The 12,503-nt window shown below is 33.6% G+C and carries 11 protein-coding genes, 1 pseudogene and 1 other annotated feature; of the genes and pseudogenes, 8 read left to right on the top strand and 4 right to left on the bottom strand.

Going from position 1 to position 12,503, the window contains the following annotated elements:
- Positions 1-98: 98 nt before the first annotated feature.
- Together ACUN28_RS16750 and ACUN28_RS16745 are read right to left on the bottom strand one after the other, a co-directional pair.
- Positions 99-800 carry a class I SAM-dependent methyltransferase gene (locus ACUN28_RS16750; protein ID WP_016087746.1) on the bottom strand — a complete coding sequence of 234 codons (702 nt, stop codon included), beginning with the start codon at positions 798-800 and terminating at the stop codon, positions 99-101.
- Positions 797-1,699 carry an SMP-30/gluconolactonase/LRE family protein gene (locus ACUN28_RS16745; RefSeq protein ID WP_016087745.1) on the bottom strand — a complete coding sequence of 301 codons (903 nt, stop codon included), beginning with the start codon at positions 1,697-1,699 and terminating at the stop codon, positions 797-799. Before ACUN28_RS16745 ends, ACUN28_RS16750 begins: the two co-directional genes overlap by 4 nt.
- A gap of 141 nt (positions 1,700-1,840) precedes the next feature.
- On the opposite strand from ACUN28_RS16745, the gene ACUN28_RS16740 reads away from it, so the two are divergent.
- Together ACUN28_RS16740 and lysS are read left to right on the top strand one after the other, a co-directional pair.
- Positions 1,841-2,011 (top strand): DUF2197 domain-containing protein, encoded by a 171-nt coding sequence (locus ACUN28_RS16740; RefSeq protein ID WP_016087744.1) that lies wholly within the window; start codon positions 1,841-1,843, stop codon positions 2,009-2,011.
- A 64-nt stretch (positions 2,012-2,075) separates the two neighbouring features.
- Positions 2,076-2,332: a binding site (T-box leader), on the top strand.
- Positions 2,333-2,414: 82 nt separating this feature from the next.
- On the top strand, positions 2,415-3,968 hold the full coding sequence (gene lysS, locus ACUN28_RS16735) for a lysine--tRNA ligase (RefSeq protein WP_016087743.1): 1,554 nt from the start codon (positions 2,415-2,417) through the stop codon (positions 3,966-3,968).
- Positions 3,969-4,023: 55 nt separating this feature from the next.
- Here lysS and ACUN28_RS16730 read toward each other — a convergent pair whose 3' ends face one another.
- Positions 4,024-4,452 carry a cell wall hydrolase gene (locus ACUN28_RS16730; RefSeq protein WP_016087742.1) on the bottom strand — a complete coding sequence of 143 codons (429 nt, stop codon included), beginning with the start codon at positions 4,450-4,452 and terminating at the stop codon, positions 4,024-4,026.
- 156 nt (positions 4,453-4,608) lie between these two features.
- Here ACUN28_RS16730 and ACUN28_RS16725 point away from each other — a divergent pair.
- The 4 genes and pseudogenes from ACUN28_RS16725 to ACUN28_RS16710 all read left to right on the top strand — a co-directional run bounded on the left by ACUN28_RS16725 (position 4,609) and on the right by ACUN28_RS16710 (position 8,372).
- Positions 4,609-5,523 (top strand): annotated as a pseudogene (locus tag ACUN28_RS16725) (acetamidase/formamidase family protein).
- A gap of 126 nt (positions 5,524-5,649) precedes the next feature.
- The gene (locus ACUN28_RS16720; RefSeq protein ID WP_016087740.1) at positions 5,650-6,357 is read left to right on the top strand and encodes a response regulator transcription factor; all 708 of its coding nucleotides are present in this window, start codon (positions 5,650-5,652) and stop codon (positions 6,355-6,357) included.
- Entirely contained in the window at positions 6,354-7,337 is a 984-nt protein-coding gene (locus ACUN28_RS16715) for a sensor histidine kinase (RefSeq protein ID WP_016087739.1), read from the top strand. Before ACUN28_RS16720 ends, ACUN28_RS16715 begins: the two co-directional genes overlap by 4 nt.
- A gap of 135 nt (positions 7,338-7,472) precedes the next feature.
- Complete coding sequence (locus ACUN28_RS16710; RefSeq protein WP_016087738.1) at positions 7,473-8,372, top strand: LysR family transcriptional regulator; 900 nt, start codon at positions 7,473-7,475, stop codon at positions 8,370-8,372.
- A 72-nt stretch (positions 8,373-8,444) separates the two neighbouring features.
- On the opposite strand, the gene ACUN28_RS16705 is transcribed toward ACUN28_RS16710, so the two are convergent.
- The gene (locus ACUN28_RS16705) at positions 8,445-9,434 is read right to left on the bottom strand and encodes an aldo/keto reductase family protein (protein ID WP_016087737.1); all 990 of its coding nucleotides are present in this window, start codon (positions 9,432-9,434) and stop codon (positions 8,445-8,447) included.
- Between the two features lie 516 nt (positions 9,435-9,950).
- Between ACUN28_RS16705 and abc-f the strand changes: the two genes are divergently transcribed.
- Entirely contained in the window at positions 9,951-11,579 is a 1,629-nt protein-coding gene (abc-f, locus tag ACUN28_RS16700; RefSeq protein WP_016087736.1) for a ribosomal protection-like ABC-F family protein, read from the top strand.
- A 20-nt stretch (positions 11,580-11,599) separates the two neighbouring features.
- Positions 11,600-12,193, top strand: coding sequence for a GNAT family N-acetyltransferase (locus ACUN28_RS16695; RefSeq protein WP_016087735.1), 594 nt, complete (start codon positions 11,600-11,602; stop codon positions 12,191-12,193).
- Positions 12,194-12,503 lie beyond the last annotated feature (310 nt).

Raw genomic sequence — 12,503 nt, 5'->3', positions numbered from 1 at the left:
AGCATGGTTTTTGTGTTTTGTTCAATAAATATTTAAAGATACAAATCTCGTATAATAAAAATGAATCAGAAGGAAAGAGTCACATCTTTATTATACAATTATTTCTGAACGACAAACGTAATAGCATTTGTTTTTAATTGAATGTGGCTGTCATTTCGGACTATGTTATAAGCTAATTCTTTTATTTCAATTTTTATTTCTTGCCATTCCTTATAAATGCTTTTTAATAGATATATCATATGTTCAGTAGGAAGGTTAATTTCAATTAAAGCATCTAATTCTTCATTCGTATGTAAGTCAATTTCTTGTATGTTCGAGTTAATAATTAGACAATTGATACCACCAGTCTTTGTACCTTTTTTCATAGAATGAAGCACGTTTGTTAAATCTTCTTCTGATTGGACATGCTCTAGACTTGATACTGCAACGATATAATCATAAGTATTAGGTTGGATGTAGTAGTTTTCAATTGCTGCTTGTTCTGTTTTAATATTATTAATTACACCATATTCTTTACTATAAGATTGTAATTTTGTTAAAGCAGAATCAAGTAAGTCTACACATGTAACAGTGCCGCTAGCATTTTGTATCTTTTGTGCAATTGGAATACTATTTCTTCCAACGCCAGAGCCGAGATCTAGTACTTGTAAGAAATTTTGTCCTTCAAAGTAATCCATCAAGTCCATAACTGTGTTAACTGGTTTGTATAGCCAAGAGCCAGTTTCAAATAGTTTGTATTGTTCATAGCAAAGGTCATGATATTTCTTTTCTTCGTGTCTTATGTGATCGATACGGTTCATATAGTTTCAGTTCCAATATTATTATTGCGAAATGAATGGGTAGGACAACCTTTTACATTTGTTTGAAACCGAAAAATACCACCAGCATTTGGATACTCTTTTAATTCGTTATCTGTCATTCTTGTTCTGGCTGTTGTAACATATAAATCTGTTAAGTTAGGCCCCCCAAATGTACATGACGTTACATATAACGCTGGAATTGGGATACTTAATATTTGTTCTCCAGTTAAAGGATTCCACCTAGTAATCTTTGAACCTCCCCAATGTGCAATCCATAAACAACCTTCTTCGTCAATTGTCATACCATCAGGTAGACCGTCATTTTCGGAAAAAATGATTACATCACTTGGATTACGAATTTCTCCAGTACAAATATCATAATGAAAACGAACTACTTTTTTAGTAGGTGTATCAATAAAGTAAAGGTATGTATGGTCAGGTGACCAAGCCATGCCGTTTGATGTATTTACATGTGAAACTTTTTTCTCTACTTTTAAGTTACTATTTAAACAATACAAGGAACCTGCAGCATTAATACCATATGTATCTGTAGAACCTGCCCAAAAACGTCCTGCTGGATCGCATTTTCCATCATTAAAACGATTTTCAAATAAATGTGGTTCAGGGTCAAAAATATGTGTCAGTTTTTCTGTTTTTACATTAATAGAATAAAAGCCGTTTTCCATAGCTAGGAGTAGTACGTCTTCTAAATATGGAACAACACAGCCAATTTGTTGATTGAGAGCAATTACTCGGTTTGTATTAGCGGTAGGACTAAATATGCATAATTGCTTCTCAACAATATCAACCCAGTATAAAAGTTGCTTTTTTTCATTCCAACATGGTCCTTCAGCCAAACTTGCTTTAGCATCTAAAACTAATTCTATATTACTAATCAAGATTTTCACCTCGCTTTATAAGATATTTATATAATTCGATTAGAATAGAGATAAACCTTTTAGTCAGAAGATATTAAGATTTGTACTGTAGAAAATTGATTTTCTCAAGAGATAAAAAAATGTATAAACATGGAGAGGAAAATGCATATGATGTTTTATGAAATTGTTTGCTTTTCTTGTAAAAATATATTTCGTGTTTACGAAGGTAGTGAAAAATATAAGCGATTTAAAGAGAAACCGAAAGGGACATATTGTTGTGATGAATGTATCCATAAAATTCAATTAGAAGCGATAAAACATTTTTTTAGATAGCTATTTTTTTAGAAAAGTTTGAAAATAAAAGTTTTATAAATTATCATATAAAAAAATAATATTTAAAATGGCATGGAAGAGAAGAGTAGTTAAGAAAGGATACGTACAGAGAGCTCTGGTAGCTGAGAAAGAGCAGTATACATCTTAATGAAAAAAGACTTGGAGCTGCGCAAGGAACTAATTTGTTTAGGGATGGTGCGACGGATTCTCCCGTTATAGAGATAGGGTATAAGCATATTTTGCCGTACCTGAAGAGGTTAATATGGCGACGTATTAACAAACTGAGGTGGTACCGCGAAGCTAACAACTCTCGTCCTCAAGATGAATAATCTTGGGGGTGGGAGTTTTTTTATTGCATAAATTTGAAAATATGAAAACAAATAATAATTGAGGTGAATAACATATGCATTGGGCGTATGAAGTAGCACATGAATTAATTAGAAAACATCCAAATAAAGAAACTTTTGTTTGTGCATCTGGAATCAGTCCATCGGGTTCTGTTCATATCGGGAACTTTCGCGAAATAATAACGACTTATTTTGTTGTAAGGGCACTTCAAGATTTAGGGAAAAGGACTCGTTTTATATTCTCATGGGATGATTATGACAGGTTTAGAAAAGTTCCTAAAAATATTGATCCATCTTTTGCAAAATATATTGGTATGCCATACTGTGATATTCCAGATCCGTATGGATGTCATAATTCGTATGCAGAGCATTTTGAAAAAGAGTTTGAGAAATCGCTTCAAGTATTTGGGGTTGATGTGGAATTCATATATCAACATGCTGAATATAGAAGCGGAAGGTATAACAAAAACATATTAGAGGCTTTATATAAAAGAAAAGAAATATATGATATATTAATAAGATTTAAAACTGGAGAGTGTAGTGAAGAAGAGCGAGAGAGCTTTTATCCGGTTACGTTATATTGTGAGAAATGCGGGAAAGATGCAACAACGATTACACATTTTGATAAAGTATTAAAAACAGTTCAGTATGAATGTGTATGTGGAAATCAAAATGAATTATCAGTATTAAATACAAATAAAATGAAACTGAATTGGAAAATCGATTGGCCGATGAGGTGGATGATAGAGGGTGTTATTTTTGAGCCGGGCGGAAGAGATCATTCATCGGAATCGGGTAGTTATAATGTATCGAAGGAAATTGCAAGGGAAATATTTAATCGTGAAGCTCCTCATTACGTTGCTTATGATTTCATTGGAATTAAAGGGAATCATGAAAAAATGTCTAGTTCTTCAGGGAATAGTATTACACCTAGTGAGTTGTTGAAAGTGTATTTACCAGAAGTGATTCTATTTATGTTCGCTAAATATAGACCGAACGCAGCTTTTCATATCGGTCTTGATGAAGATGTGATTCGCAATTATACAGAATATGAACGATTGAAAGATAGTTATGAGAATAAAACGCTCAAAAACGAAGATTTATTTGATGCAATTAAACTCTCTAAAGTTGATAGTGGGTTTAAAGAGTATCCAAAGTTTAATCAGGTTGCTGGAACGTTACCGCTATTAAATTTTGATTCATCTATTTTACAAGGTATATTAGAAAAAACAGATAGGAGTTATGCAATAGATGCTATGATAGCGATATGTAACCGTGCAGAGTATTGGATAAGAAACTTTCAATCTGAAAAATTAATTGCGGTAAATCAAGAGAGAAATACAGAGTTTTACAACACATTAGATGAGAGGCAGAAAGAATGGCTAGTAGAAGTTTGTAAAATACTTCGTTCTAATAAAGATTACTCTAACTTAATGGAACAATTGTATTCGATTTGCCATCATGAAAATAAAAAAATAATGAAAGAAAATCAAAAACAATTATTTATTATAATTTATAGGCTCATTATGAATCAGACTAGCGGCCCACGTATACCGTTATTAATACATGTAGTAGGCATTGAAAAATTCATCACATTATTAGATTTCTAAAAAATAAAGGAAACGCAAGTACTCAGTGGTCTAAGTACTTGCGTTGCAAACTTTACTATCGTGAATACATTTTCGGACATTCATCACCACGTGGTTCATAAAAGCAATGGCTTTTAAATTGCCCTGCAAATGTCTGGTTATACCATTCAGGCGGACAAGCTCCAGTTGGACGGAAATACCAAAGAGCCCATCGTGCAGGCCATCTCCACTCACCTTGTAAAACTTTTCTTGCGATTTCTTTTTCTGAATCACGAGCTCGCTGATAAAAATATCCGTATTGCACGGCTTCGAATCCGCCGGGGCTTTGATATACTGCATCACGTACAGACCGAAGTTGTTTAAAATCTAAGCAATCACAAAATACACGATTTACTACTACGCAACCGACAAGTTGTTCACCTTGTCGACCTTCTCCTTCAGCTTCAGCGCGAATTAAACGAGCTAGTAAATCAACATCACTTTCGTTATACGGAATAAGGGGCATAGTGATACCACCTTTCTTTACCTGTTATAGTAAAGAGTGTATGTATGAAAATAAGCTAAGTGCTTTTCTATATGTAAATTCAATAATTATTAAAAGGAGCTTTTATGAAAAAAGCTAATTAGTAATTGTAGACCAATATAAAAGGAGAGAGATACTATGTATCGAATTCATAAAGAACATAGCATTTACGCAATGTCACCAGAAAATAAACCATGTATGGAAGTGGAAATTGGGAGTCGCCTTGTATTTGAAACATACGATTGCTTTGAAAATCAAATTGATTCTGAAGATGTTGTGTTTCAAGAATTAGATTGGAACCGGATTAATCCAGCGACTGGCCCAGTATATATTAATGGTGCAGAACCTGGTGATATATTAGTTGTAACAATTGAAAAGATAAAAATTGCAGAGCAAGGTGTTTTAACTACAGGGCCAAATCTAGGCGTAATGGGTGAAGAGCTACATGAAAATACAGTGAAGATCGTCCCAATACATAATGAACATGTTTTGTTTTCAAATGAACTACAAATCCCGATTAATCCAATGATCGGTGTAATTGGTACTGCGCCGAAAGAAGAGAGCATTTCATGTGGCACACCTCATGATCACGGGGGGAATATGGATTGTAAAGAGATAAGAGAAGGGACAACATTATTATTACCTGTAAATGTTCCTGGTGCTTTATTAGCATTAGGTGATTTACACGCAGCGATGGGTGATGGTGAAATTGGTGTTAGTGGAGTAGAAGTTGCTGGTGAGGTGACGGTAACAGTTCAGATTATAAAAGGAAAGAAATGGCCATTACCAATGGCTATCCAAAAAGAAAAAGTAATGACGATTGCTTCATAGAAATTATTAGATGATGCAGCGAATCGTGCTGTACGTAATATGGTGAAATTTTTACATGAAGAATTAGAAATGTCTAAGGCTGAAGCAACTCTTTTATTGTCAGCGGCAGGCAATTTAAAAGTATGCCAAGTTGTGGATCCACTGAAGACTGCTCGGGTGGAACTAGGTATGAATTATGTGGAGAAACTGGGATTTACTTTGAGTGAATTTCATATTAAATAAGAATAATGGAAGAAGGGTGCTGTTGTATAAAAGTATCCTTTTTTAATTTACGAATTAAATAAAAAAAGGTAGTATTTAATTTATATAATTGTATATAAGATTGTGGAGTGAAAAAGGAGTTAACAAATGGTTAAAATTATGATTGTAGAAGACGATATGAAAATTGCAGAACTATTATCAACACATGTTGCGAAATACGGGTATGAAGGGATTATCGTATCGGATTTTCAAAATGTATTAAACATTTTTTTAGAAGAACAACCAGAGTTAGTTTTATTAGATATTAATTTACCGAGTTTTGATGGGTACTATTGGTGCCGTCAAATTCGCGGAGTTTCTACATGTCCGATATTATTTATCTCGGCCCGTGAAGGTACGATGGATCAAGTTATGGCGCTAGAAAACGGTGGCGATGATTTTATTTCAAAGCCCTTCCATTACGAAGTTGTAATGGCTAAAATTCGTAGTTATTTAAGACGTGCTTACGGGGATTATGCACCGAAAGTAGAAGAACGGATGGTTGAGCAACAAGGACTTTGTTTATATCCCGAAAGGCTTGTATTAAAGCTTAAGAATCAAGAGATTGATATAACGAGAAACGAAGCCATTTTATTAGAAATGTTAATGAAAAATTATCCGCGTGTTGTGAGTAGAGAAGTGTTATTAAATAAATTATGGGATAGCGAATCTTATGTTGATGATAATACATTAAGTGTAAATACAACACGTGTGCGAAAAAAGTTAAAAACGATGCAGATTGAGGATGCGATTGAAACGATTCGTAGTGTTGGATATAGATTGCATATTACTTGGGATACTGGTATGGAAAAATGATAAGGCTGTTTATACGTGATCATATACCACTTATTTGTTTTACAGCGATCCAACTACTAGCCATATTCCTCGTATATTGGTTTGATGGACATAATCACATTTCAACTGCATTATATGCAATGTTTTTAGGTGTTTTCTTTATGGGAAGTTATTTAGTATTTCGTTATTTTACACATCGTTCTTTTTATGAGCGCTTAGCAAACCCAATGCAATCTTTAGATGAATCTGTTCAAAAATCTGATTTTGCAGCTGTATCGATTGCTCTTCAAGAACTACTTGAGGTGCAATATAGACATTATCAAAATCAGCTGCAAATACAAGAGAGAAAAAATAATGACCATTTAACCTTTATGAATCAGTGGATCCATCAAATGAAAACACCTTTATCTGTAATAGAATTAATTACACAGGATGAAGTAGATTCGCGTTTTGAAAGTATAAATGAGGAAACAGATCGATTAAAAAAGGGATTAGAAATGGCTCTGTATGTCGCACGTTTAGAAGCATTTACACAAGATTTTTATGTAGAAAGAGTACAACTACATAAAATAGTGAATGATTCCGTACATGAACATAAACGCCTCTTTATCCGGAACTTTGTATATCCAGAGCTTAAAATTGAGAAGGATATTACTGTAGAGAGTGATGCGAAATGGTTACAATTTTTAATTGGACAAATACTATCGAATGCAATTAAATATTCATCAGGTAATAGAGAGAAGATTAAAGTGAAAGCTTGTAAGGAAGATAATACAGTTATACTTGAAATTGCCGATAATGGTGTAGGGATACCGAAGCAAGATTTACCAAGAGTGTTTAAACCTTTCTTTACAGGAGAAAACGGTAGAGCTTTTAAAGAATCAACTGGTATGGGGCTCTATCTTGTATATGAAATTACGAAACAATTAGGACATAATGTAGAAATTCATTCAGAAGTTGGTAAAGGTACCGTTGTACGAATTAAATTTTGTAATGTGTAACAAGTGAACAAGGCTAAAGAACTTTGGAGATAAGTTTTTTAGCCTTGTTTTGTACCACTTAAAAATAAAAAATTATTTACCTAACAGAAGTAAAAGCGAATTGTTTATTATTCGTTTATGGTAGGGGGGATTGTAATGGATATTCGTAAAATGACATATTTCATAACAGTGGCAGAAGAATTAAACTTTAGTCGTGCAGCAGAGCGTCTTATGATGGCACAACCACCTTTAAGCCAAGAAATTCGTAAATTAGAAGATGAATTAGGGGTTCAACTTTTTCATCGTACAAAAAGAATAGTTGAGCTTACCGATGCTGGGAAAATATTTTTAGAAGGTGCGCGACAAACGCTGCTGCAAGTAGATAGAACTATTAAAGAAACACAGCTTGCGGATGAAGGAAAGGTAGGACATTTAATCATCGGTTTTGTCGATTCTACAGAAACCGTTATAGACATATTAAAAACATTTCGAGAACGGTTTCCTAAAATTCAGCTTATATTACGCGAGATGACAACAGACCAGCAAATAAAAGCACTCTATGAAAAACAAATTCATATTGGATTTATTCGTTCTAAGCAGAATAATGAAATATTGTCTTCCGAGGTTTGTTCTAAGGAACGTTTAAAATTAGTGTTACATCAAGATCACACTTTCGTTTCGTTACCTAATATTTCTATTAAAGAACTAGTGGATGAACCATTTATTTTATTTCCTCGTCATTTCGGTACTAACTTTTATGATTTAATTATTAGTTATTTTTGGGAACATGGAGTAAGTTTAAATATTGTTCAAGAAGCGATTCAAATGCAAACGATTGTGAATTTAGTTGCTGCAGGAATGGGGATTTCTGTCGTTCCATCATCGGTGGAAAGTTATAAAAAATCGGGAGTCATTTATAAAGAGATTAAAGAAAAAACACCAATAATAAATTTATATGCCGGATGGAGACAAGATGAAAAGTCTGTCGTGTTAGATAACTTCTTAGTAGTTGTTAGAGAGGTTTATATGACTTCACAATCTGAATTTGAAAAGTAAAGGCCCATCTTGATGGGATGGGCAGTAGGTAATTTGGAAAGGTATTATTTTTATTGTAAAGTCACTGACGATTTAACCTGTTTTACTTGGATCGTACTCAATGAAACTTTTTAGCACGCTATCAATTTGATCCATACTTTCTGGTGATAATTTTACACTAGAAGCAATTACATTTTCTCTTATTTGCTCCGGATTGGAAGCGCCAATAATAGCAGAGGAAACAGCTGGATTTTGTAATACCCATGCAACTGCGAGTTGAGATAGGGTGAGATTATTTTCTTGTGCAATAGGAGTAAGTTTCTGGATACCAGTAAGTACATCATCATTCATCCAGCGTTGTACAAGTTTATTGAAAAATGGTTTTCCAGCATCTGAATTAGCACGGGATTGAGTTGGGATTGGTTTACCAGGTTGATATTTTCCAGTTAGAATACCTTGTGCGAGGGGAGACCAAACAATTTGACCAAGTCCTTCACGTTGACATGTTGGTATTACATCAGTTTCGATTACTCGCCACAACATCGAATATTGAGGTTGGCTAGCAATAAGAGGGATGTTCAATTCTCGTGCAAGTGCTGCACCGCGGGTGATTTGTTCCGATGTCCATTCACTTACACCTAAATAAAGGACTTTCCCTTGTCTTACAAGATCTGAGAAAGCTAACATTGTTTCTTCAAGAGGTGTTGTTGTATCGAATCTATGTGCATAATAGACATCAATGTAGTCTGTATGTAGCCGTTGTAACGATGCATTACAATTTTCTATAATATGTTTTCGTGATAAACCTCGATCATTTTTTCCTGGTCCGGTCGGATGGCATACTTTTGTACAAAGTTCTATACTTTCTCGGCGAACACCTTTCAAAGAGCGACCAAGTACTTCCTCGGCTATCGTGTCAGAATAAACATCAGCAGTATCGAACGTTGTAATTCCGACATCTAGTGCGGCTTTTACACAATCATTTGCAGTATCTTCATTTACTTTTCCGCCATGGTTTATCCAGTTTCCGTATGCAATCTTACTTACTGTTAATCCACTGTTTCCTAGTTTGCTAAATTCCATTGTAGAATCCCTCCTAAAAAATGATAACTTTATTATAAGAACTGAAATGTAGTATGTATAATATATAATTAATCATAAATTTATATAAAAATTATATAAGAGAGGGTGCTTAGAATTTTATTGCTAGGGAAATGTAAAGGAAGTAGTACAACAAATGTAGTTTATGCTTGTTCAATATGAAGTTAAGAAATGATAAATAGACCTAAAAGAAAGCGATCTTTTTAGCAGCACAAATAATTGCATTTACTCATACAGTACTATCATGGTACAATATGGTTACTAATGACGGAAAGGAATGATGGGTGGACGATGATTAACTAATCTTATTTTTAAATGTTGAAATGAAATAAATTTCAATTTCTAAAAAATAGGATTAGTCTGCCCAATTTCCAAACAACGGTATCGCTATTTATGTTGCGCAATAGCTTATTTGGGTATAAATATTTTAACGACTAATCCTGCCAAATTTATTTGGGAGGATTTTTTTATTCTCCCTTAATGAAAGGGATCGGTATTATGAAAGAACTATTAAAATTAAATGATGTTTATGTTGAAATAAAGGAAAATATGTTGTTAGAGAAAATGAATGTGACAGTAAAACAAGGGGATGTTATCGGATTAATTGGTAAAAACGGTGCTGGTAAATCAACGTTACTTCAATTAATAAATGGAAAGATTGAACCGACAAAAGGTACTGTTGAATGGATGCAAATGAATATGACAACAGCATATGTTGAACAAGAAAAAGAGTCTTTCGTTAGTAAGGATATGATTGCAAAAGAAGCAGAACTTCTTGCGAAATGGGGCGTGCCAACGAACGACTTTCATACTTTAAGTGGTGGCGAAAAGCTAAAAGTACGATTAGCAAAAGGATTTGCTGAAAATCCTAATGTCTTAATATTAGACGAACCGACAAATCATTTAGATGAGATGAGTACGGAATTTCTCATTAAGCAAATTAAAAATATGAAAGGTACAGTTATCGTCGTATCGCATGATCGATATTTTTTAGATGTTGTCGCGACTAGAATATGGTCAATTGAGGATAAGAAATTAATTGACCATAGCGGTAATTATACAAGTTATATGAAAGCACGTGAGCATAAAAGAATGACGCAGCAGCGTGAATATGAAAAACAACAAAAAAAGATAGAACAAGTAGAAACTCATATAAAAGAATTAAGTTCATGGTCACAAAAAGCACATGCGCAGTCTACAAAACAAGAAGGAGTGAAAGAATTTTATCGTGTAAAGGCGAAGCGAATGGATGCACAAGTTAAATCGAAACGAAAACGCCTCGAAAAAGAGCTGGAGAAAACGAAAGTAGAACGTGTGAAAGAGGAGTATTCAGTTGAATTTTCTATACAAGCGAGTAAAAAAGTAGGAAAACGTTTCTTAGAAGTGAAACAATTGCGGAAAGAATTTAATAGACGAATATTATTTGAAAACGTTAATTTTACAATTCAGCATGGTGAGAAGGTCGCGATTATTGGACCAAATGGTAGCGGGAAAACAACTTTACTGAAGATGATTATGGGAACAGAAACTGTTGAAGGAGAAGTATGGATTTCACCTTCAGCAAACATCGGTTATTTAACACAAGAAGTATTTGATTTACCACTTGATAAAACACCAGAAGATTTATTTTATAAAGAGACATTTGAAGAAAGAGGAAAAGTCCAAAATTTAATGAAACATTTAGGATTTGAATCTTCCCAATGGACAGAGCCGGTTCGACATATGAGTATGGGGGAACGAGTAAAATGTAAGCTCATGGCTTATATTTTAGATGAAAAAGATGTACTTATTTTAGATGAACCGACGAATCACCTTGATCTACCTTCGCGTGAACAACTTGAAAATACATTAGCTGAGTATAACGGAACACTCGTTATCGTTTCTCACGATCGATATTTTCTGGAGAAAACAACTAACACAAAACTCGTATTTTTAAACAATACGGTACAAAAGCAGCTCGAAGAATCTACGAAAACAAGAGATGAAATTGAAGAGATACGTTTAACGTTAGAAACAGAAAGACAAGAAGTATTAGGGAAATTAAGCTTTTTAACTTCTAAAGACAAAGAATATAAAGAACTAGATGAACGGTTTATGGAACTTACAAAGCAGATCAAGGCGCTTTAACGTAAATAAGGGGGATTAAAATGGGAGAAGAGAGTTTGACTAAGTTATTTAGAATAGATTATGAAGACATATACTTGCAAGAGTTTACGGTCAAAGATGCAGAGAGTATTTATAAAATAGCAAATCAACCAGAAATAGAAAAATTTTTACCCGACTGGAAATCAACGAAAGAACAAAGGGTTAATTGGGTTACAAATGATGAAATACCAGCAAACAAAGCATTTATTGACGCAGTGACAACTACGACTAACATAGATGATCATATATTAAAACTAGGAATATTTAAGAAATCGACTAATGAATTTGTTGGATGGTGCTGCACAGGTATGAAAGATGAGCTTCCTGCACCGAACAGAGAAATCATGTATGCTATCTCAAATGAACATCAAAATCATGGCTATGCTACAAAAGCGACTAAAGGCTTAATTGACTATTTGTTTAAAGAAACAAATTTAAATGTCCTCAACGCAATCGCTTTAATTAACAATGTACCATCAAATAAAGTCATTAAAAAATGCGGGTTTACTTATTTGAGTGAACAGAAGATAGAAAATCAACTATATAATCATTATTTATTGAGTAAATCTGAATGGAAAGAAAATATTTCTCTGTAAAAGGAATTAAAACGAAATCATTAAAAAGCTTAGAGCTAAAACTCTAAGCTTTTTTACATTCATTTTATACCTGTTAACATATGAAGGGTACAATTGTAAGGAATTCTTGATAGAATTGCTTTTCAACAAAATAGGGAGATCAAGCTGTACATGTGATAACCAGTTTAAAAAATCATTTATGAAAAGGGAATTGGAATATTTTGTCGAATTCGTGTATCAATGATAATACAAATTTCTTACTCAAATCATCCTACAAACGAATTACTTTAAGCTCAATTAGAAGAATGGAAGGGGAAAAATGGGGTGATAT

This window comes from Bacillus sp. WC2507, from assembly GCF_052656125.1.
The sequence above is the reverse complement of the archived record's forward strand: the minus strand, read 5'-3'. Positions and strand labels throughout refer to the sequence as shown.